Source organism: Streptomyces albicerus, assembly GCF_008905045.1.
In the GTDB taxonomy this organism is placed as follows: domain Bacteria; phylum Actinomycetota; class Actinomycetes; order Streptomycetales; family Streptomycetaceae; genus Streptomyces; species Streptomyces albicerus.
In genome coordinates, this window is sequence record NZ_VWMY01000019.1 from 112,722 (window position 1) to 134,987 (window position 22,266).

Annotated in this window: 17 protein-coding genes; 2 read left to right on the forward strand and 15 right to left on the reverse strand. The window is 68.6% G+C overall.

Annotation, left to right across the window (positions count from 1 at the left end):
• Positions 1-182: 182 nt before the first annotated feature.
• On the forward strand, positions 183-1,970 hold the full coding sequence (locus GAS53_RS18745) for a serine hydrolase domain-containing protein (RefSeq protein ID WP_151478777.1): 1,788 nt from the start codon (positions 183-185) through the stop codon (positions 1,968-1,970).
• Positions 1,971-2,054: 84 nt separating this feature from the next.
• On the opposite strand, the gene GAS53_RS18750 is transcribed toward GAS53_RS18745, so the two are convergent.
• From GAS53_RS18750 to GAS53_RS18780, 7 genes are all read right to left on the reverse strand, one after another.
• Entirely contained in the window at positions 2,055-2,819 is a 765-nt protein-coding gene (locus GAS53_RS18750; protein ID WP_151478778.1) for a DUF899 domain-containing protein, read from the reverse strand.
• Positions 2,791-3,174 carry an ArsR/SmtB family transcription factor gene (locus tag GAS53_RS18755; protein ID WP_151478779.1) on the reverse strand — a complete coding sequence of 128 codons (384 nt, stop codon included), beginning with the start codon at positions 3,172-3,174 and terminating at the stop codon, positions 2,791-2,793. The genes GAS53_RS18750 and GAS53_RS18755 overlap by 29 nt, the downstream gene beginning before the upstream one ends.
• Positions 3,171-3,617: an SRPBCC domain-containing protein gene (locus GAS53_RS18760; RefSeq protein ID WP_151478780.1), complete on the reverse strand. Its 447-nt coding sequence runs from the start codon at positions 3,615-3,617 to the stop codon at positions 3,171-3,173. Before GAS53_RS18760 ends, GAS53_RS18755 begins: the two co-directional genes overlap by 4 nt.
• A gap of 82 nt (positions 3,618-3,699) precedes the next feature.
• Positions 3,700-4,071, reverse strand: coding sequence for a hypothetical protein (locus GAS53_RS18765; protein WP_151478781.1), 372 nt, complete (start codon positions 4,069-4,071; stop codon positions 3,700-3,702).
• A gap of 126 nt (positions 4,072-4,197) precedes the next feature.
• A complete protein-coding gene (locus tag GAS53_RS18770; RefSeq protein ID WP_151478782.1) occupies positions 4,198-5,778 on the reverse strand; it encodes a phytoene desaturase family protein in 1,581 nt (526 codons plus the stop codon).
• 191 nt (positions 5,779-5,969) lie between these two features.
• The gene (locus GAS53_RS18775) at positions 5,970-8,207 is read right to left on the reverse strand and encodes a serine/threonine-protein kinase (RefSeq protein WP_151478783.1); all 2,238 of its coding nucleotides are present in this window, start codon (positions 8,205-8,207) and stop codon (positions 5,970-5,972) included.
• Positions 8,208-8,267: 60 nt separating this feature from the next.
• Complete coding sequence (locus tag GAS53_RS18780) at positions 8,268-9,110, reverse strand: oxygenase MpaB family protein (protein WP_151478834.1); 843 nt, start codon at positions 9,108-9,110, stop codon at positions 8,268-8,270.
• Positions 9,111-9,171: 61 nt separating this feature from the next.
• Between GAS53_RS18780 and GAS53_RS55215 the strand changes: the two genes are divergently transcribed.
• The gene (locus tag GAS53_RS55215) at positions 9,172-9,342 is read left to right on the forward strand and encodes a hypothetical protein (RefSeq protein ID WP_192583168.1); all 171 of its coding nucleotides are present in this window, start codon (positions 9,172-9,174) and stop codon (positions 9,340-9,342) included.
• Between the two features lie 107 nt (positions 9,343-9,449).
• Here GAS53_RS55215 and GAS53_RS18785 read toward each other — a convergent pair whose 3' ends face one another.
• From GAS53_RS18785 to GAS53_RS18820, 8 genes are all read right to left on the reverse strand, one after another.
• Positions 9,450-10,763, reverse strand: coding sequence for an RICIN domain-containing protein (locus GAS53_RS18785; protein ID WP_151478784.1), 1,314 nt, complete (start codon positions 10,761-10,763; stop codon positions 9,450-9,452).
• Positions 10,764-11,116: 353 nt separating this feature from the next.
• On the reverse strand, positions 11,117-13,048 hold the full coding sequence (locus GAS53_RS18790) for a glycosyl hydrolase 53 family protein (RefSeq protein ID WP_151478785.1): 1,932 nt from the start codon (positions 13,046-13,048) through the stop codon (positions 11,117-11,119).
• A 90-nt stretch (positions 13,049-13,138) separates the two neighbouring features.
• Complete coding sequence (locus GAS53_RS58785; RefSeq protein ID WP_450164415.1) at positions 13,139-15,334, reverse strand: family 43 glycosylhydrolase; 2,196 nt, start codon at positions 15,332-15,334, stop codon at positions 13,139-13,141.
• Positions 15,335-15,338: 4 nt separating this feature from the next.
• The gene (locus tag GAS53_RS18800; protein ID WP_225858979.1) at positions 15,339-16,646 is read right to left on the reverse strand and encodes a right-handed parallel beta-helix repeat-containing protein; all 1,308 of its coding nucleotides are present in this window, start codon (positions 16,644-16,646) and stop codon (positions 15,339-15,341) included.
• 46 nt (positions 16,647-16,692) lie between these two features.
• Positions 16,693-18,546, reverse strand: coding sequence for a rhamnogalacturonan lyase family protein (locus GAS53_RS18805; RefSeq protein ID WP_151478787.1), 1,854 nt, complete (start codon positions 18,544-18,546; stop codon positions 16,693-16,695).
• Between the two features lie 94 nt (positions 18,547-18,640).
• Positions 18,641-19,477 carry a carbohydrate ABC transporter permease gene (locus GAS53_RS18810; RefSeq protein ID WP_225858980.1) on the reverse strand — a complete coding sequence of 279 codons (837 nt, stop codon included), beginning with the start codon at positions 19,475-19,477 and terminating at the stop codon, positions 18,641-18,643.
• Positions 19,467-20,483 carry a carbohydrate ABC transporter permease gene (locus tag GAS53_RS18815; protein WP_151478788.1) on the reverse strand — a complete coding sequence of 339 codons (1,017 nt, stop codon included), beginning with the start codon at positions 20,481-20,483 and terminating at the stop codon, positions 19,467-19,469. The genes GAS53_RS18810 and GAS53_RS18815 overlap by 11 nt, the downstream gene beginning before the upstream one ends.
• A complete protein-coding gene (locus GAS53_RS18820) occupies positions 20,484-21,767 on the reverse strand; it encodes an ABC transporter substrate-binding protein (RefSeq protein WP_151478789.1) in 1,284 nt (427 codons plus the stop codon).
• Positions 21,768-22,266 lie beyond the last annotated feature (499 nt).

Genomic DNA, 22,266 nt, shown 5'->3' on the forward strand with positions numbered 1-22,266 from the left:
GGGCGCAGGATGCCGCAGTCCTCCGGACGAGGGAAGACTTTTTCTGATGGCCCGTCAGTTTTCTTGGATCGGGCTCGAGTCGGGGCGGCACCGTTGACACTTCCCACCTCTGACACAAAAGTTTCATCAGACACCATGAACCCGGAAAGATACTTTCAGGCGGCACGGCGGGAGGCTCATAGATGACAGGCAGAGCAGGCGGCGGGCCGACCCGTCGCCAACTGGGTCGGGGCTTGACAGCCTTGGGCGGCGCGCTGATCCTCGCGCCCCTCCCCGCGGCGTCGGCCGCGCCCGGCACCGCCGAGAGCAACGGTGCGGGCCACGGCCGCCCGACCCTGCGCCCCGGCTCCGCCGAACACGCCGGGCTGCTCCCCGCCCACCTGCGCCAACTCGTCACTGATGCCGAGAAGTTCCTCGGCCCCTCCCCCACGTACCCCTGGTACGCGGGCGCCGTCCTGCTCGCCGGACGCGGCGGCACGGTCGCCCTGCATCAGCCGATCGGCAAGGCGGTGCGCTACGCGGCGTACGACGAGAAGGCCGACACCGGTGTGGAGTTCCCCGCCGACCAGCAGATCGCGATGACCGAGGACACGGTCTTCGATCTCGCGTCGGTGTCGAAGCTGTTCACCTCTATCCTCGCCGTGCAGCAGATCGAGCGCGGCGCCCTTGAGCTGGAGGGGAAGGTCGCCTCGTACCTCCCGGACTTCGGGGGCGCGGGCAAGCAGGACATCACGATCCGTCAGCTCCTCACCCACACCTCGGGGTTCCGTGCCTGGATCCCGCTCTACAGCGCACCGACGTACGAGGAGAAGCTCCAGCTCATCTGGAAGGAAGCGCCGCTCAACCCGCCGGGCACCAGGTACCTCTACTCGGACCTCAACCTGATCTCGCTCCAGCTCGTCCTGGAAGAGATCACCGGTCGCACTCTGGACGCACTGCTCCGAAACGAGATCACCGCTCCACTCGGGATGCACCGCACTCGCTTCAACCCGCCCGCCTCCTGGAAGCCGCGGATCGCCGCCACCGAGGACGCCCGGAAGCCCTGGTCCGGGCTCGACCGCGACCTCGTATGGGGCGAGGTGCACGACGAGAACGCGTACAGCCTGGGCGGCGTGGCCGGTCACGCCGGCGTCTTCTCCAACGCGTGGGACCTCGCGGTCCTCGGCCGTACGCTGCTCAACGGCGGCGCGTACGGCAAGGCGCGCATCCTCGAGCCCGAGTCCGTGGAGCTGATGTTCACCGACTTCAACACGGCCTTCCCCGGTGACGAGCACGGCCTCGGCTTCGAGCTCTACCAGCACTGGTACATGGGCGCGATGGCCACACCGCGCACCGCGGGCCACACCGGCTTCACCGGCACGTCCCTGGTCCTCGACCCGACGACCGACTCCTTCCTCATCCTTCTCGGCAACTCCGTTCATCCCGTGCGCAGTTGGCGATCCGGTTCCGCTCCCCGGGTCGCCGCCGCCAACAATCTGGCCCGCGCCGTGCCGGTCCGGCCCGCTCGAGGACGTACAGCCTGGTTCTCCGGCATGGCGACCACCACGTCCGCGACGCTGACCCTGCCCGCACTCGATCTCGGCACCGGTGGTCGTCTCCGATGCGCCCTGTGGTGGGACACCGAACCGCAGTCGGACGCCCTCTTCCTGGAGTCCTCGGCGGACGGCGGCACGACATGGGAACCGGTGCCGTTCACGACGGTCCGGCACGGCGAGACCGTCCAGGACCATCCCGCCGGTTCCGTCACCGGCTGGTCGGGCCGGGTCTGGCACCGGCTCACCGCGGATCTCACCGGGGCCCGACAGCTCGTCCTGCGCTGGCGGTATGCGACGGACCGGCTCTACGTCGGCCGCGGCGTGTACGTCGACGGCCTGCGTGTGGAAACCGGCGGCCACGTCGTCTTCGACGCGTCACGGCCGGCGGATGCCGCGCGTATCGAGGCGACGGGCTGGATCCCTTCGACGGACTGAGGGTGACCGAAGGGCCGGTCCGCCGAAGGCAGACCGGCCCGGGCGCAGGTCACGGCAGCGCCACCGGATCACCCATGAGCGTCCTCACGCCGACTCGTACTCGTCGTGGCGACGCCACCAGAAACCGGTCTCGTTGCGACCGAGTGGCGCGCGGTCGAGCCACTGGTACATGCCCCAGAGGCCGTCCACACCGCGCTCGTACGCCGAGTAGGTGTGGTAGACGCCCCCGTCGTCGAGTACGAACGCGCTCACGCCGGGACCTTCTCGCCGGTACGTCGCCCAGTCCGTCTCCACGCTCGACGCGATGTCGTCGAGCACGGGATTCTCCGCACCCTCCGGCTGCCGAAGATCCACCGTGCGGAAGTTGTACTCGACGGCACCCGACTCCCACTCCTGCTGGGTGTGCGACGTATGGAAGTCGTACTTGAAGTCGCCGCCGAACGAAGACGCCCAGGGGAAGCTCCACCCCATTCGCCGCTTGTACTCCTGCAGTTTCGCGAGTGGAGCCTGCGAGACCGCGCAGAGCGTGACGTCGTGGTTCGCGAGGTGGACGACGGAGCCGTCGAAGCCGTCCGCGATGGCTGAGCAGGACGGACACCCCGCTTTGTAGTCGGGCCCGAACATGAAGTGATAGATGAGCAGTTGTGAGCGCCCCGCGAAGAGATCCGCGAGGGACGCCGCGCCCTCGTCGGTCTCGAAGCGGTACTCCTTGTCGATGCGGACCCAGGGCAACTCCTGCCGTCGCCGCGCCAGTTCGTCGCTGCGCCGGGTCAGCTCCTTCTCGGCCTCCAGCAGCTCCAGGCGAGCCGCAAGCCACTCTTCACGTGTTCCGGTCTTGTGATCGGTCACCACTTCGCTCCTCCTGCTCCGCCGCCTCGGCGACGCGCTTGATGTTCGCCAGCCGCCGATCCCAGTCGGCCGCGAGCCCGGCCATCCACCGTGCCGTCGCGTCCAGTGCCGCGGGCCGCACCGCGTAGCGCACCTCGCGTCCGACCCGGCCGCCGGACACCAGCCCGGCGGCGTCCAGGACGGCGAGGTGCTTGACCACCGCCTGCCGCGAGACGGGAAGGCGTCCGGCGAGCGTCGTGGCGGTGGCCTCGCCCTCCGCGGCGAGCACATCGAGCAGCCGGCGTCGGGTCGGGTCGGCCAGCGCGCCGAGGACGCTGTCGACCGCGTCGACGGCGCCGAGGCGTTCGTCCGTCACTGGGATGGCTGTTCGGCGCGCTTCTTGAGCGCGTCGAGCTCCAGGGGCCAGCCGGCGGTGTGGTCCTTGAGGTTCTGGCTGCGCAGCTCCTCGGACCCGGCCAGCGCCTCGAACCCGCTCTCGACCACACGAAGCCGCGTCCGGTCGCCCTCCTGCGTCAATGTGAACTCCACGAGGGTGCTGTTGTCCTCGCGCAGCTCTTCTCCGGGGAACGCGCTGGTCCAGCGGTACGCCAGGTACGTCGGCGGCTCGACCTTCTCCACGCGCACCGGGAAGTCCCCGTGCTCGGCGTTCTTCGCCACCATCGACTCGCCCTCCTTGGCCACCGTGCCGGGCAGACTCGCCTTGTCGGCCACCCAGAACCCGGGCTGGGCCACCAGCGACCAGACCCGCTCCAGGGATGCCGCAATCAGGGTTTCACGTTCGATCCGGTCCTCGCCCATCAGTGGACTCCTTCGTCGTCACCATCGGATGCAACTCCATGGTTGCACATCGACCCATCGGGCGCAACCAGAGGGTTGCACTTCATATGCCTGATGGGCCGACGGACCGCCGTGTCCGTATCGTCCGGGTGATCTCGTCGGGGTCCGTCACCGAGACGGCCAGGCGGGCGAAGGGCGCGGAGCGCCGAAGGTCCACGCAGACCACCGGGTCGGAGGCGTTCAGCGCGACGAAGTCACGGCCGTCGCGATGCTGCCACTCGCCCACACAGAACCGGCCGGGGCTGTAGCGGCCACGGCGCCGGCCGCCGCGCAGAGCGCGCCACCAGTCCGGTTCGACCCTCACGTCCTTCACCGCCGTCAGCGGTATCCGCACATCCCGGCACCTGGTCGCGGCCTTCTCCCGCCAGGACAGACGGACGACGATGTCTTCCCCGTCCACCACAAGGCGTGCCATCGAAGCATCACTCCCTCCGACAACTCCGCCGCCGACGCCCAGGCCCTGGCCCTGGTCCGAACCGGGCCTCGAAGCCGAGTACCACGGAACCATGTGCTGTCACACCGGTCCCTGAGCTTCGTGCTGTCACACCCGTCCGTGGGCCTCGAGGTCTTCGAGCACCGCCATGGCCGCGTTGTGCCCGGGCACCCCGCTCACCCCGCCGCCGCGCACCGCGCCCGCACCGCACAGCAGGACGTTCGCGTGGGCGGTCTCCACGCCCCAGCGGCCGGTGCCCTCCTGGGCGTAGGGGAACGCGAGGTCGCGGTGGAAGATGTTGCCGCCGGGCAGCCGCAGGTCGCGCTCCAGGTCGAGGGGCGTCTTCGCCTCGATGCAGGGCCGGCCGTCGGCGTCGGTCGCCAGACAGTCGGCGAGCGGCTCGGCCAGGTGTGCGTCCAGCTGCGCCAGCGTCGACTTCAGCAGTTCCTCGCGTACGCCGTCGTTGTCGCGGGCGAAGAGCCGGGCGGGCGTGTGGAGGCCGAAGAGCGTGAGCGTGTGGTAGCCCAGCTGGGCCAGGTCCGGGCCGAGGATCGTCGGATCGGTGAGCGAGTGGCAGTAGATCTCGGAGGGCGGGGCCTCGGGCAGCGCACCGGACGCGGCCTGCGCGTGCGCGGTCGCCAACTGCTCGTATCCCTCGGCGATGTGGAAGGTCCCGGAGAAGGCCTCGCGCGGGTCGACGGACGTGTCGCGCAGCCGGGGCAGCCGCTTCAGCAGCATGTTCACCTTGAGCTGGGCGCCCTCGGCGGGCGCGGGCGGCTCGTCGCCGGTGAGCCGTGCCAGCTCCTGCGGGGAGGCGTTGACGAGGACGTGCCGGGCCCGGACGACCCCTTCTCCGTCCTCAGTCCGGTACGTGACCTCGGCGTCGCGTCCGTCGGTCCGCACCCGGACCGCCTCGTGCCCGGTGGCGAGGACCGCGCCCGCGCCGCGCGCCGCCCCGGCCAGCGCGTCGGTGAGCGCCCCCATACCGCCCACCGGCACGTCCCAGGCGCCCGTGCCTCCGCCGATCACGTGGTAGAGGAAGCAGCGGTTCTGCCGCAGGGACGGGTCGTGGGCGTCGGCGAACGTCCCGATGAGCGCGTCCGTGAGCACGACGCCGCGTACGAGATCGTCGGTGAAGGTGTCCTCGACGGCGACCCCGAGCGGCTCTTCGAAGAGGATCCGCCAGGCCTCCTCGTCGTCGATGCGGCGGCGCAGTTCGTCGCGCGTGGGCAGCGGTTCGGTGAGCGTGGGGAACACCTGCTTGGCGACCCGGCCGGTCATTGCGTAGAACCGCTGCCACGCCTGGTACTCGCGATCCGAGCCCGTCAGCCGGGCGAAGGCCTCCCGGGTGCGCCGTTCGCCGCCACCGACGAGCAGTCCGGTCGGCCGGCCGTCGCGCTCGGTGGGGGTGTACGAGGACACGTTGCGGCCACGGACCCGAAAGTCCAGACCCAGGTCCCGGACGATCTTCCGGGGCAGCAGGCTGACCAGGTACGAGTACCGCGACAGCCGCGCGTCGACACCGGCGAACGGCCGGGTGGACACAGCGGCCCCGCCGGTGGTCCCCAGCCGCTCCAGAACCAGGACGGACTTCCCGGCCCGGGCCAGATAGGCGGCGGCGACCAGCCCGTTGTGCCCCCCGCCGACGATGACGACGTCATGTTCCCGGTGTCCCTCATGTGCAGCCATGCCCCTTCGTAACACGCGATGATCTAGAACGGCCAGAGGTACACGGCACCCGGCGGGCGCCCGACCGGGGACAGGGCCGCAGGCCCCTCAAGGGGCGCGGGGAACTGCGCGCCCGGCCACGGACAACCCGCACCTGCGAACGACCGGGGTCTGGGGCGCAGCCCCAGTTTCGGGAAAGGAAAGCGCGGGGCTCAGCGAGCCCCGGACGCCCGCTGGCGTAAAGCCGCCACCCTCCGATACAGCTCAACCGCCTCCGCCCCCCGCCCGAGCTGCTCCAAACAGTGGGCCTCGTCATTGCGGCTGGCCAGAGCATCAGGATGATCGGCACCCAGCACACGCTCACGCGCGGCAGCCACCTGGCGGTACTCCGTGAGGGCGTCGGCCCACCTCCCGAGCCAGCCGAGGCCGACGGCGACCTCACGACGGCTGACCAGTGTGTCCGGATGGTCGGCACCGAGTACGCGCTCACGGATCGCGCACACGTCACGGGACTCCGCCAGCGCTTCCTCCCAGCGGCCGAGCCGGCCGAGGTTGACGCCGAGGCCGTGCCGGGCGCGCAGCGTCTCGGGGTGGGCGGGGCCGTGGACACGGGTGCGGTCGTCGATGAGGCCGCGGTACAGCTCGAGCGCCTGGGCGCTACGGCCGAGCCGCCCGAGGCTGATGCCGACCTCGTAGCGCGCGGCGAGCGTGTCCGGATGGTCGGGCCCGAGCGCCTGCGCCCGCGCCTCGGCGACCTCCTGGTACGTCTGCAGCGCCTCCAGCCAGCGGCCCAACTGGCCGAGCGCGTACGCCACTTCGTACCGCGTGACGAGCGTGTCGGGATGGTTCGCGCCGAGCACCCGGGCACGGCCCGTGGCCACCTCGCTCGCCATGCGGTACGAGTCCTCCAGGCGCCCGAGCCTGCTGAGGTTGAAGGCGAGGTTGTGGCGGCAGCGCAGGGTGTCGGGGTGGTCGGGTCCCATGGCGCGTTCCCGGGCGGCGAGCACGGTCGTGTAGACCTGGTGCGCATCGAAATGGCGACCCAGCTGGCCCAGTACGTACGCCATTTCCTGGCGCGCGGCCAGCGTGTCCGGATGGTCGGGGCCGAGCACGTGCTCCCTGGACTGGGCCACGTGCGCGTACTCGCGCAGCGCGTCGGCGGGGCGGCCGGTGCGGCTGAGGGTGAAGCCGACCTCGTAGCGGCTGGCCAGCGTGTCGGGGTGGTCGGGCCCGAGGGCATGCTCGCGTTCGGCGGCCACCGCGCGGTGCACCTCGCCGGCCTCCGCCCAGCGGCCGAGCCGCCCCAGGCTCAGTCCCGCGTTGTGGCGGCCGGTGAGGGTGGTGATCAACTCCGGTGACGGGGTGGGCCGTTCGGCGGCCACCGGTTCCTGGGCGCCGCGTGTGTCGGTCCGGGCGATCCAGTCGCCGGTGAGGCCCGCGGCGGCGTCCGGCGGTGTGGTGCGCAGTCCGGCGCCGGTCGCCTTGTGGCCGGTGGTCATCCCGCGGGTCCAGGACGGCAGGCGCGCTTCGCGCGAGGCAGGCTGCTCGGCCGGCGTGCGTGCCACGGGTGGCGACACGACCGTCGGAACGTAGGCCGATGCGGTGCGGCCCGTGCCGAGGCGGCGGCCCAGCTCCCGGGCGTCGTGCGGTCGCTGACCGGGTTCCTTGGCCAGCAGGTCGAGGATGATCCGGTCCAGGAAGTCGGGGAGTTCGGCGCGATGGCTGCGCGGCGGCTCAGGAGTCGTGTCCCGGTGCCCGACGAGGACCGCCCACGCGTCGTCGAGGTCGAACGGCGGGGCGCCGGTGGCGATCTCGTAAAGCACGCAGCCGAACGAATACAGATCGCTGCGGTGGTCGACGTGGTCGCCGCCGATCTGCTCCGGCGACATGTAGTGCGGGGTGCCCATGGCGATGCCGGTGCCGGTGAGCCGCGAGGTGAAACCGATGTCGTGGCCGAGGCGGGCGATGCCGAAGTCGCAGATCTTCACCGTGCCGTCGCCGAGCCGCATGATGTTCGCGGGCTTCAGGTCGCGGTGCACGATGCCCTGTTGGTGGGTGTATGCGAGGGCGGCGGCCGCCTGCTCGGCGATGTCGACGATGTCGGCGACCGGCAGCGGGTGATGCTTGTTGTCCTCCAGGAGCTGGCTGAGGTTGCGCCCGTCCAGCAGCTCCATCACCAGATACAGCACGCCGTCGGACTCGCCGAAGTCGTGGACGACGGTCACCCCGCGGTGCTGGAGGGCCGCGGCCACCCGGGCCTCGCGGCGAAACCGTTCCCGCAGAACGCGGGTGAAGGACTGGTCGTGGTGGTGGCCCAGCGGTTTGAGGCACTTGACGGCGACCTGTCTGCCCAGCGACTCGTCCCGGGCACGCCACACCTCGCCCATGCCGCCTCGACCGATCAGGTCGAGCAACCGGTACCGGCCCTGGATCAGCCTGGTCTCCCCCATCTGCTGCGATCGCCCCCGTCACTCAGCCCCGCCCTCCCCTGGCTCGTCCAGTATGGCGAGCTATCGTCCGAGTTTGTACGGTGCCGGGCGCGAGCCGGGTCCGAGCCGTGACATGGCGCGGATAATGTGTTTGGGCGGCAGTTGCCAGCGCAGACGTGCGGGAACACAGCGCAACACGGTGCCGGTGAGACGCAGTTGCCGCGTCACCGTGCCGGGCGACCGTATGGATCTGCCGTACAACTCATGGGCGTACGACGGCAGCGAGGCGTACGCCACGTGCGCCACCCACCGCCACAACAGAGCGCGCGCCGGCACGAGCAGCGGGTGGATCGGCGGCCGGCGCAGGAAGTCGTCGACCTCCCGTGTCTCCGGTCCCGCGGCCAGTTCGGGACGTATCTTCTCGAAGTACTCGGCCAGTTCTGCCTGGTCAGAAGGCACTTCGGCGGGGTCGAGCCCCACCAGCCGGGCGCTGACGCGGTGTTCGTCTATGTAGCGGTCGGCCTGCGCGTCCGTGAGCCGGAAACCCGAGCGGCGTGCGACATGGAGGTAGGAGTCGATCTCGGCGCAGTGCACCCACAGCAGCAGCTCGGGTTCGTCGATCCGGTACCTCTCCCCCGTGTCGGGGTCGGTCGCCGTGAGCATCGTGTGAATCTTCCGCACTCGGGCACCAGCCTTCTCAGCAGCCTCCTGCGTCCCATACGTGATCGTGCCGACGAAGTCGGCCGTACGCATCAGCCGGCCCCAGGCGTCCTTGCGGAAGTCGGAGTTCTGCATGACGCCGCGGACCGTGCGCGGGTGCAGGGCCTGGAGGTAGAGCGCGCGGATCCCGGCGACCCACATCATCGGGTCGCTGTGTACCTGCCAGGTGACCGAGTCGGGGCCGAAGAACCCGGGGTCGCCCATGTGATCCACGTCCACGCTGTCAGTGTGACCCGGACCGCTGGTTTGGCGCTAGGCAACGTTCGTGACCTGGGTTGACGAAAACCACAGGGCCCCCGGCACCCGCTTCTACGAGATCGACGGCGGCACCGCCCGCTTGGCCGACGCCCTGCTGGCCCGGGTGCGCGATCGGGTCCGCGATCATTGCGCCGACGAGAACGAATGCGATGCGGCGTCTGCGCGGACGTCGCGGTGAGGTCGGATCGTGGAAAGGCCCGTCCAATGTGATCGCGAAGAGTTGTCGGCGCCATGTCGGAGCACCGCCCGCCCTGTTGCCCGAGCGGTGCTCCGGCAGGTCTCGGGTCAGACGCGGCGGCGGGTGAAGCGCTGGTTGGGGTTGCCGGCGTAGGTCCACTGGGAGATGCGGGCGCCGTCGGCGGTCGAGTGCTCCCAGACATCCATGGCCAGGCCGGACTCCCGGTTGACGAGGCTGATCACGTCACCGCCATGGTCGACCACGCGCCACTGCTGGCCGGTGGCGCCGGTGTCGGCCTGCTGGACGACGTCCGCGCCGGTCGCGGTGCCCGTGGGCTGGAGGAACAGGCCACTGTGCCGGGCCTTGACGCGGACGTGACCGTCGCCGGCGTCCACAAATTCGAACTGCTGGTTGGAGCGACTGTTGGTGGTCCACTGGACGAGCCGGGCGCCGGCAGCGGCGGAGGCCTCGTAGATGTCGGCGGCCTTGCCGCTGTGCTGGGCCACCAGGGTGTAGGCGGCCGGGCCGCCGGGTGAGTCACCCAGCTGGGCTTCCCACCTGGTGTTGGACCCGGACGCGTCGGCGGGGAGGCGGTCGCGTGCGGCGGTGTCGCCGTACATGGTCCAGCGGGCCCAGTCGACGACGGTCCTCGGGAAGCGCTGGTCGCTCCAGAAGCTGGTGTGGCTGCCGCCGACGAAGGTGAGGAATGCCTTGGGCCAGGTCATCTCGGTGTACGCCTGCCGGGCGGAGGAGTACTGCGTGGTCGAGTCCCGGTCGCCGTGGACGAAGAGGACCTTGGCGTTGACGGAGGAGGACGGGTTGCCCATGTCCTCGCAGGACTGCGGGTTGGCGGAGATGATCCGGCTGTCGGGCCAGGAGGTGAGCAGGCCGTGGGTGACCATGCCGCCCAGGGAGTGGCCGGAGACGCCGACGCCGATACCGGTGTTGATGTGCCCGGCCAGCGGACCGCTCGCGTTGAGCGCGAGGGTGTTGGTGATGATCTGCGAGACGTCCTTGGAGGTGTTGCCGTTTCTGACGTCGGTGAAGTTGTGGTTGAAGTGCGGGGCGGGGACGATGAAACCTGCCGCGGCCAGGGCCCGGATGATGAACAGGGAGTTCTGCGGGCTGCTTTGGAAGCCGTGGGTCATGTTGTAGACGGGGAAGACGCCGTTGGCGACGGGGGCGTCGGTCACCGGGTTGCCGCCGGGGGTGCCGGTGGCCGGGTAGTAGACGTAGGTGGTGCACGGGCGGCTGCCGCGGGTCCAGTTGTACCGGCGCACGCCGACCGCAAACGGCGTGGTCGGCGCCGTGTCCAGCGGCCCGACGGCGGCCGGTGCCTGTCCTGCGCCGAGCAGGGACAGGCCCAGGCCCGTCGCTCCGGCCGCACTCATGCTGAGGAATGTCCGTCGTTGCATGGTCATGGATGACTCCTTGGGTGCAGGGATGGGTGTAGCGGTTGGAGTTCGGCTGGGCCCGTTGCCGGGTGCGTCCAGTCGGCGGCAGGTCGACTGGACGCGCGGCGCGAAAGCGGGTGTGGGTGCTCCTGCCACCCGCGGGGGGCAGGAGCGTTGTGCGGTTTGTCAGGGGAGCCACCGGATGTTGGGGTTGGTGCGGCCGTTCGGGTCGAAGACGGCCTGTGCCCGGCGGGGGGGCCGAGTGACCGGAACACTGTTGTGAAGGGTGATGGCGCCGGTGCCGTCGTGGTCGGCCGTGGTGTACGGGTACGCGGTCTTACAATCCCTCCGCCTCCTGGTCCTTCGCTTGGCGATGGAGGCTATGAGGTGGTCAAGTCGTGTTCGCCGCGTCTGGGAACGACGTCGATGACCGCCGTGACCGGTCCTGTGTCGGTCATCCCGGTGACTGTCACCTCACCCGGCCTGTCGGTCGCGCCAGGTGGCAACGACTGCCAGCGGACGGGGACGCTGGTGATCGTGTTGTTGGCGGTGGTGAGCATGCGGATGGAGGAGGGCAGCTTCGGGGCGGCGCCCACCACGGTGGCGGTGTAGATGGTGTCCTGGAGGATGTGCTTGGCGCGGCTGGCGTTGAAGACGTTGATGGACGCGTGCGGCTCCCACGTGTTCGCCAGCCCGGGCACGGCCCGGAACATCGGCTGGTAGCCAGCCGGCTCCCACACCAGCACACCTGAACCTCGGTTGTCGACCACGTCGTTGGCGGCCTGGAATACCCTCCGGACAGCGTCCGCCTGGCCCTGAATCGTTCGCGGGAAGGGCGAGTTGGGCAACGGCGAGCCGTCGCCGCCCGAGGCGGGATAGGCGGTTTCCGCGATGTCGATTTCGTAGTCGGGATAGGTGGTGGCCATGGTGTTCAGATTGAGATCCAGCGCCTCGGGCGTACCGTGCCACTCCGGGTAGTACGAGATGGCCAGCACATCAGGGTTCTGACCCTTTGCCTTCACCCGGGTGAGGAACTGGTGCCAGAACTCCATGGTTTTGGCGAGCTTGTCCTTGTCGACGATGACGTGTATCTCGACCTTGGATGTCGGCGACGCGTCGCGTACGGCTTTGATCCCGGCAGCGGCCAGGGTGGTGAACCGGTCCCAGGCCTGGTCGTACAGCTGCTGCTCCCCCGGGTCCGTCGACCGCCAGTACTTCCACAGCAGGCCACCGCCGGGCTTCGACTGGTAGATGTCGGCCTGGTCGACGAAGTACGGCGGAGTCGTCGTGCCGATGTGGGCGGCCTCGCTGCCGTACATGAAACCATTGATGATCTCGTTGCCGACGGCCACCTTCCCCGGCGTGGTGCCCTGCTGGATCAGCCGGTCCAGATAGTCGGCGGTGTGGTCGTACACGGCCTGGGACAGGTCCGGGAATTCCAGCTCGGCCCAGTCGCGTGGTTTCGGTTGTTTGCTCGGGTCCGCCCATGAGTCCGCGTAGTGGAAGTCGATTCCGAGGCCCATGCCCCGCTGCTTGATCCACTGCGCGGAGACCAGGGAACGCTCCGGCCCCTGGCGCGGTATCGGCGTCGGTTCACCGGTGCTCTCGCTGCGCGGCTCGTTGAATATCCGCAGCCGGCTGTACTCGATGCCGCGGTCCTTGGCCACGTCGAGCAGGTGTGGCCCGGCACCGCGGTCCGGGGCCAACGGGTCGACCCAGTACTGCCGGTCCTGGAAGTCGTCCACCCAGGACAGATCGGCGCCGAGGGTGAGGTCGTCGCGCAGGTAGTTGAAGACTTGCAGCTCGCTGACACCGGCCCGGGTACGGTCCGACCCACCGGTGAACATCAGCCGGACGAAGCGCGTTCCCGGCCGGGTGAACAGGTGCACTTCGCCTCGCGATACGGCTTTGTTGTGGGACCTGTCGGCGATGGTCTTCCACCGGCGGCCGTCGGATGACGCCTCGAGGACGTACCGGTGGGCCACGCCGCGGTCCGGGAACAGCACCTTGGCCTTGCGCAGGTTGTCGTAGGCCCCACCGAGGTCGACGGTGAGCCACTGACGGGCGCCGCCACGATCCGGGTGCCACGAGGTCGTCGGGTCGCCGTCGATGGCCAGCCCGGCGTTCGACGAACCGGTGGCGGCGGTCGCCGAGGCCCAGGGCTTGGCGGCGATATTGCTTTCGATCGGCTTGATGTCCGCGGTTCCGAACGTCGCGTGGGCCGGATGGGGCACCATGAGTACGTTCGCGGACACCATGGTCACCAACGTCGTCGTGCCCGCGATGACGCGCGGCAGACGCGTTCTGCTCATGTCCTTCTCCTGACGATGTCACGTACGGGCGGCATGGGCTGTTCCGTGCGCTCTGCCGGTCGCAAAGACCGGCAGAGCACGGGATGTCAGTCAGCCGACATCGAGGTAGTCGACGTTGGGCAGTCCGGTTGCCGTGGTCGGATCCAGCCGGATGGTGTTGCTGCCGGCGTTCAGCGAGACCGTCACGGTCTTGGTCGTCCACGTCGTCCACGCACCGGTGGACTCGAACGAAAGCGCCCCTGCCGTGGATCCGTTGACGACGAGGTTCGCCGGCCTCGCACCGGTAGTGGCGCCATTGGCGAACCGGATCCCCAGCGTCGCCGTACGGGCGGTCTCGGAGTTCACGGTGAACTCCGCGAAGGCCCCCACAGCGTTGTCGCCGTTGCAGAACCCGCTACCGGAATAGCCGGCTTGATTCGAGTCGATCGTGCCCCGGCACTGCGCCGGAGCGGTCTCTGCCTCGTAACGCCCCGGAGGCGGTGGCGTGTCGGGAGAGGTCTTGACGAGTGAGAGCTGGTCGACGACGACGCCGCCCGAACCCGACGCCCGCACGGTAACGGTGGCGGCCCCACTGGGCAGCTGGATGCCGGTGAGCTCGCGCTTGGCCCAGCCGCTCGACGACGGGATGTTGAGGGTGCGTTGGCTGCCGTTGGCGTCGGTGATCACGACCTGTCCGGCACTACCCCGAGCGTGCAGGCCCAGGGTGTAGTTGCCTGCGGGCACCGACGCGATCCGCTGCTCGACACCGCCGCTGTTGCTCACCTGGAGGGCGAAGCGAGACCCGTTCACACCGCCGTTGACGTTGGTCACCGAACCGCCGAGGTTCCGCCATCCGCGCACACTGGAGACGATGATGCGGTCGGCCTGGATGTCGGGGTTGAGGATGTAGTTGTTCGCCGGCCCGACGCGCCACTCTCCGGTCGTGACGTTGAACTGCCACTGGCTCACCGAGTGGAACTGCGGCCGCGCGCCGGTCTTGGTGATCGGCACCCACTGGTTGTAGCCGATGCCGTTCCAGGCGAAGTCGGCCCAGCGGTCGCCGGCGTAGATCACCGTGTTCTGCTTGGTGCCCTTGACCGTCACGAAGAACCCGGTCTGGGTCACGTGGCTGTAGTCCATCTCGGTGCCGGCAAAGACGTACTCGCTGCTGTAGGAGCCCTGGACGTTGCTGCTGGTCGACTCATTGACGTAGTTGACAGAGGTGTTCCAGCCGTGCAGGTCCGACGCCGCGTGGTAGTACTTGCCGTCGAGCTTGAACATGGCGTTGCCCTCGCGACCGTCGCCGCGGCGGATCTCCACGCCTGGCTCGATCCGCAGCGAGTCGGACTCCCGGAACTTGGCCACGAAGCCGCGCGACCGTCCTTCGCGGTTGGAGAAGATCAGGTAGTCCTTGCCGTCGTCGTCGGTGAAGACGGTCTGGTCTCCGGTGCCGGTCGTCGGCGAGTTGGTGATCTGGGTCTGGAAGTAGCCGTAGTCGAAGGTGTCGGTGGGTGAGTCGCCCTGCAGGAGCAGGACCCCGTGCCCGCCTCCGACGTAGGCCTGGACGGCGAGCACGTACTTGCCGGTGTTCTCGTTGTACGAGATCCCGAGCCGCCCGACCCACCCTGCCTGACCGAGGGTGGCGCCGTTTTGGATCGGGGTCGACCGCGTCGCGACCCGGTTCTCGAACTTCCAGTTCACCAGGTCCTTGGACGAGTACACCGGGATGGACCTGAAACTGACCTCGCCGTCGTACTTCCTCGTCGGATTGGCCCGGTAGGACTCGGCGCCGAGGTAGTGCACGCCGTACCAGTAGTAGGTGTCACCGAACTTGAAGACCCCACCGCCCTGCGAGTAGATGGGGTTGCCGCTGGTGTCGTTCCAGAAGGTGTTGTTCGTGATCGTCTGGAACGTGCCCTCGTCGGCAGCCTGCAGATCGCCGGCGGCGTTCATCAGGGCCGTCTTCGCCTCGGCGACCTCCGGCTTGGTGGCCGATGTGTCGTCGGCTACGGCGTCCGCGGAACGCAACGCCTTGGCGAAGGGTTTCCAGGAGCCCGCCGTGTACTTCGACGGAGTGCGGGTCTCGTACTCGGACACCAGGTACTTCAGACCGCGATCCGCCACCGGTCCAGCAGCGGCGCCCTGGGCTTGTAGCTCCGTTGTCGATGTCTGCGCCGTCGATGTCTGTTGTGCCGGTGCCTCCGCCGACGCGGTGCCCGCCCAGACCGGCGCTGCTAAGGACACGGACAACAAGGCGGCCGCGGCCAACTTCCAGTACTTCGAGACGACACGCGTTGTGTATCTCAAGATGTCACCTTCCATCACTCTCGAAGGCGCCGAGGTCCGGCGCACTTCCACTGAAGGGCAGTCCCACGTTGGTGCCCTTGTCGATCAGGGCACTGCTCGCCGCGAGGCGGAGGTGGGGCAGCACGGGCAGGCTTCCGTCGCTCTGGCGGGGCGCGTCCCAGCCGGACGTCGACACACTCTGGAACTGGGAGTCCGACAGGGGGACGCCGAGGTTCCAGGAGTTGTACGCGGCGTTCGTGCCGGTCATGTACGACGTCGGCGTTCCGGTGTAGGCGATGTTGTTACGCAGGTTGCCCCGGCCGACGGCGGCGCCGCTCGAATCGACTCCCCGCATGTTGAAGTTGGGGTTGTTTCCGTAGCCGGTGTTGTTGAAGAAGTCGTTGGCCACCGGGTGGTGGTTGGCGTAGAAGCCGGCCGCCTTGTTGAGGAACGCCACCGAGGAGCGGACGGTGTGCTTCGGCGCGTTGGCCTGGTAGTCACCCCCGTAGCCGCCCGACTTGAAGCCGGCTCCGTTGCCGGAGGGCGTCGTAGTCCCCGGCACGTATCCGTTGCGCCAGGCCCACGAGTTCTCGATGGTCACGGGCGAGTAGGTGGAGATGAGGTCGAACCCGTCATCGGCGTTCCACCACGCGCGGCACCCCCGGAACACATTCGCCGCGCGGCCGGCCGGCGTGTAGTGCGCACCGAACCCGTCGGCGTTCTCGCCGGGACCGTCACTGCTGCGCAGGTCGTAGTTGTCATGCGAGTCCGAGTTGAGGACGAGGTTGCCGGCCCCGCCGTTGATGAACAGGCCGGTGCCCATGTGGTGGTGGGTGTTGATCTGCTCGAAGATGTCGTTGCTGCCGGAAACCCAGATTCCCCAGGACTCGGCGTTCTGGTTGTTGTTCTGGCGAACGCCGGTGACTTCCAGTCCTTTGAGGTGGAGCCAGCTGCCGGTGACGTTGAAGCCCTTGATACGGCAGTTGTCCGTCATGCGTGAGAAGTCGAAGACCGGCTTCTCGCCCGGATGGGCCCAGTACCGGATCGGGTTGCCGGAGCTGCCGCTCTTGTTCAGGGTGATCGCGTCGACTCTGGCGGTCTGGCTCGAGCAGGCGCTGTTCGCACGGGTGTAGGCGTAGGTGCCGCCCCGGAAATAGACCGTGTCACCCGCCGTGGCGACGGCCTGCGCACGGGCGATCGACGCCCACGGAGCGGCCTGCGTACCCGCTGCGCTGTCACTCCCGTTCGGGGCGACGTAGTAGGTGTTCCCGGCCGCCGCATCGCTCGCGGACGCCGAGCCGGGGACCATCGCGATGGAGCTCGCCGTGACCACCGATAACAGGAGGGCAGGGCTGACTGACTTCGCGTTTCTCACAGCGTCATCTCCCGGGGTAGGTGATGTTGGGCCGCGGTGGCCGGGCCATGCCGGCGCCGAGGAAGTAGTCGACGTGGTGGGACTGCATGTAGCCCTTGAGCGTCATGGCGTTGCGGTAGGCGGGGTTGTGCGCGAGCGTGTACAGCCTTGTGTTCGTCGGGCGATCGGTGGTGAAGATGATCAGCTGGTTGTAGCTCGCGTTGGTGTACACGGCTTCCTCACGCCAGTCGCCGAGGATGTCGCCGTAGAAGGTGGGCTGGACGTTCTGGCTCGCATCGACCGCCCCGTAGTTCGAGGTGGTGAGCAGCCTCGGCAGGCTGTTGGTGGGTTTGGGGTTGTTCGGGTCCCACTTCTCGAACTTGCCGTCGTTGAGCAGCTCCATCGTGATGTCGCCGTCCCACCACAGGCCCAGCTGCGGCCATGGCCGCAGCGAGGTGTTCGGTTCGGTGAGGCGGTTGGTGGGCGCGTTGTAGAGGCCGGAGAAGGACCAGACCTCCATGCCGGGGAAGCGTGGGTCGATGTCGCCGGCCATGCCTCGGCCGACGTCGGCGGTGCCCGACGCGGAGTGTCGCCAGATCATGGCGCCGGTGGCGGCGTCGTAGTAGTACTCGCGCAGACCGCTGGGGTTGTCCTGCTGGACTCCGTAGCCCTCCAGGCCCGGCCGGTTCGGGTCCATGTCGGCGATGTGGAAGCGGTCGCCGTGGACGACGCCCTGTGGCCCCAGCGAGTACTTGAGTGTGCCGTCGCCGTTGAGCACGAACCCGATCTCGGCGACCTCGTCCCGGCCGTCGCCGTCCACGTCGATCACCCGGGTGTTGTGCCCGTCGGGCAGGTTCTGGTTGCCGCGGAGGAACTTCCACTGCTGGGTCAGCGTGCTGCCGGTGAACCGCCATGCGGTGAACATGAGGTTGAACCCGCCGTCGCCGACCCGGTTCTTCATGAACGCGACCAGGCTGGGGGTGGCGCCGTCAAGGTGGCCGACACCGAAGCGCGCGTACATCGGACCGTCGGACAGGTAGTCGGTGGGCACCGGCGCGGTGGCGCGGGCCGCCCCGGTCACCCCGTCGAGGATGGCGATCGCCTGACGGGTGTTGTTGGGCAAGCCGTTGTACGTGGTGCCGTCGCCGAAGCGGACACCGTTGGCGATCCGCACGGCGACCTCGGCGCGGCCGTCGCTGTCGAGGTCGTGGACGGTCACGCCGTCGTTGTGTCCGACGTCGATGGTGGACGATCCGCCTTCGATGTTGTTCTGGTTGGTGCTGTTCGGTCCCATGTTGACCGACCAGAGGAACTGCCCGTCGCTCCTGTAGGCCTCGAGTGTCTGCGGCGATGTCTGGCGGTCCAGGACGAAGTCGTACTCACCGTCGCCGTCGAGGTCGCCGACCCAGACGAACTTCACCGGGCCACCGGCGCGCAGCGGTACGCGAAGGGCCGGCTCGACGGCGTGATTGGCGGTCAGGGTGAAGGCGCCGCTCGGTGACTGCTCCGCGCCGTTGATCACGGGCCGTACCCGGTAGCTGTTGGACCGGGTCGAGTCGGCCGTGGAGTCGGTGAAGTTGGTGCCTCCAGTCAGGACCGCGGAGTTGAGCTTGACCTCCTGACCCCCGGCGGTGGACCGGTACACGTTGAACCCGATGCCGTCCGGATCGAGCCCCAGCAGCCGCCAGGAGACGAGAACGCTGGTGGTGCTCGACCGCACGGCCACGACGCCGCGGCCGAGGTTCTCCATCGGTCTGGCGGCCGCCGCGACGCCGTCCGTCGCCGTCTCGGCACCCGCGTCTCCTGCGAGCGTCGGAGTCGCGACGGACAGGAGAACGGCTGTGGCCCCGGCTGTCCAGACCTTGGTGAATCGTTTCATTGATCCTCCTGTGTGGGGGCAGGACTCGTGACTGAAGAATTCGACGCAGGTGCGGAGACTGCTTTCGCAAGGCGCCGACCCTGCGCGTGCTTATTCAGAACTTCATGGCGCCGGCGGCCAGGTTGGCGATGAAGTGGCGCGAGCCGATCAGGAAGACCCCGATCAGCGGGATCACCGACATGAGCGCTCCGGCGATGACCATCGACTGGTCGGTGGTGTAGATGCCGTTCAGCTGCTGCACGGCCACCTGCAGCGTCACCTTGCCCGGGTCGGTCATCACGATCAGTGGCCACAGGTAGTCGTTCCAGATGTGGAAGAAGGTGAAGATCCCCAGGAACGCCAGCCCCGGGCGAAGCACCGGCAGCCCCACCGTCCACCACTGGCGGAAGAACCCGGCCCCGTCGACCCTCGACGCCTGGATCAGCTCGTCGGCGATCGCGCCCTGCGCGTACTGGCGCATCCAGAAGATCCCGAACGCGTTGGCCGCACCGGGGATGATCAGCGCCTTGAGCGAGCCGACCCAGCCGAGCCAGGCCAGGGTGACGAACTGCGGCACCAGCGCCAGCTGCATCGGGATCATGAAGGTGGCCAGCACGATCCAGAACAGCACCCTCCGCCCGGGGAAGTCGTACTTGGCGAAGGCGAAGGCGGCCAGCGAGTCGAAGAGCAGCACCAGGAACGTCACGGCTGTGGCGGCCACGACGGTGATGCCCATCGACCCCCAGAAGTCGATCCCGTCGAACACCTTGTTCATGTTCTCCCACAGGTGGGGGCCGGGGATCAGCTTGGGCGGGTAGGCGAAGATGTCCCCGGTGGTGTTCGAGGCCATCACGAACATCCAGTAGAACGGGAAGATCGTGATCAGCACGCCGAGCAGGAGCACGGTGTGGCCCACGATCGTCCGCGACCTCGCGGCCGTCTCAGCGCGCACGGGACTTCCCCTTCCGCTTGCCGGTGCCGATCGTGTCCTCGTCGCGGCCGCCGATCAGCCGCCAGTTGATGACGGAGAACACCGCGATCAGGAGGAACAGCGCCCAGCCGACGGCCGCGCCATAGCCGAACCGGTTGAAGATGAACGCCTGCTGGTACAGGTAGAGCACGATGGTGGTGGCCTCGCCGCCGGGCCCGCCGACGTTCCCGTTGTCGTCCACCGGGAACAGCACCTGCGGCTCGGTGAACAGTTGCAGCCCGCCGATGGTGGAGGTGACGGCGACGAACAGGATCACCGGGCGGAGCATCGGGATGGTGATCCGGAAGAAGGTCTGGCGGCTGTTGGCGCCGTCGACCTTGGCCGCCTCGAACACGTCGCTGGAGATGGCCTGCAGGCCGGCCAGGCAGATGATGGCGTTGTAGCCGACCCACCGCCAAGTGGTGATCGCCGCCACGGAGACCTTCATCGCCCACGGGTCGGACAGCCAGCCGACCTCGCCGGCGTTGATCGCCCGCAGCGCGCTGTTGAACAGCCCGGAGCTGTCGCTGAAGATCGAGCCGAGCACCAGGGTCATCGCCACGATCGAGGTGATGTTCGGGGCGAAGTAGGCCACCCGGTAGAACGCCTTGAACCGCACGGCGGTGTGCAGCGCGTAGGCGATGACCAGCGCCAGAAAGATCATCGGGGCAGTGGACAGGAGCCAGATGATCAGGGTGTTGCCGATCGACTGCCAGAAGTCGGAGTCGGTCACCAGGTACGCGTAGTTCTCCCAGCCGATCGACTGCGTCTCTCCGATGCCGTCCCACGACATGAACGACAGGTAGATGGAGAAGCCGACCGGGAAGATGCCGAATACGGCGAAGAGGATGAAGAAGGGGGAGACCGCCGTGTACATCGGCCAGTAGCGGCGCCAGCCGGGCAGCGGCTTGGACCCGTCCGGCGGCGGCTTGGCGGCGCTCCCGCGCCGCTCGACGGTCTTCCCGCGCAGCGCATCGGCGCGGCCCATTCAGATCGCCCCCTCGCGGGTGAGTTCGCGCTCGATGGTGTCCTGGGCGTCCCTCCATGCCGTGTCGACGTTCTTGCCGGACTCCACGTTGGCGAGCTCGGCGGCGAAGACGGGGTCCATCACCCGGTCGTACGGGCTCTTGTAGACGGTCTTGACCTGCCGCGCCGACGGGCCGAACACCTCGATGGTGCGCTGCCCGCCGTAGAAGGGCCGAGGCTCACGCATCTCCGGCCTCGTGAAGGAGCGCGGGGAGGACGGGAACAACGACATCTCCGTGAACGCCTTGACCTGGTTCTCCGGAGACTGCAGCCAGGTGATGAACTTGTAGGCCGCCTCGGGGTTCTTGGAGTACTTGGTGATCGCCAGGAAGGAGCCGCCGACGTTGCCGGCGCCACCGGGCGGGTCGGCCACCCGCCACTTGCCCTCGGTCTTCGGCGCGGCCGACTCCGGGAAGGCGAAGCCCCACCACACCGCGCCGATGCCGACCGGCTGGCGGCCGCTGGTGACCACGCCGTACAAGTCGGTGGAGCCTTCCGGGGCGCCGGCCGACAGGCCGTCCTTGCCGATCCGGTAGGCCAGTTCGAATGCCTCGCGCAGCTCGTCCCGGTCGCCGATGTACCGGCCGTCCTCGGTCATGAACTTGCTGGCCAGCTGGCCCAGCCGGATGTCCCAGACGTGGTGGATGTTGGGGCAGATCACCGCGCGCTCCCGGGACTTCTGCAGCTCCTTGCCCAGGGCGATGAAGCCGTCCCAGCCCGGGGCCCGGGCGGCCAGCTCCTTCGGGTCGGTGGTGATCCCGGCTTCCTGAAGCAGGTCGGCGCGGTAGAACAGCCCGGTGGGGCCGGTGTCCATGGGGAACGCGATCATCCGGCCCTCGGGCGTGATGCACTCGTTCCACTTCCAGTCCAGGTACCGGCTCTTCAGCTCGGCCGCGCCGAAGTCGTTCAGGTCGACGAACACGTCCTGGTTGGGGAAGTAGGTGGCCACGTCGGAGTTGATGCCGATGATGTCCGGCACCAGGGACTTGCCGGCGAGCGCGGTACGCACCTTGGTGTTGAAGTGGCCGCCGATGTTGGTGCGACTGAGTCTGAAGCCCTCGGCCCCGGGAATGCCCTTCGCCTCGGCCCGGGCGACCAGCTCGTCGCTCACCGACCGGTCCCAGGTCCACAGCGTGATCTCATCCGAGTCGCCGAGCGAGCGCTGCAACCCGCAGCCGGCCAGCCCGAACCCTCCGGCGGCCGCTCCGGCGCCCAGCGCCAGAAGCCGCCTTCGTGACACTGCCATGGGCGCGTGCACCACCTTCCGAGCGAGCGGCCCACCCCTTGATCGCTCCGGTGGTGACCGAACAGACATCGCGAACGGCTGCTCTGGTTGAACAGGGATCGGCGTTCTTGAGGATGCTCAGCGTTGCCGCCGACGCGCTGCACACATCGCTGCCCACGAGCGGCGGTGCGGACATCGTGGTCCACAGGACGAAGTGGCTGCGCAGTTCCGTGTCAGTCAGGCCGGGGCGGCCGACCTCCGGCATGCCCCGGCCGTAGCGGGCGTCCTGCGCATGCCCGGGCTGCGTTGGCCATCGGGTACGTGTTGAAGTACGGCGCGCAGGTCTTGTCCGCCGGCACCGCGCAGATGCCGGACTCCAGTCCTTTGCTGTGCAGCTGGTCGCCGAGGGCTCCAACTCGCACGCTGGTCCGGGAACCACCGCAACTGTCGAGCCGACCGGCCGTAACTCACGCATGGAGATGCCTCCTGTCACCACTGATGCGGAGGTACAAAGGCCCGA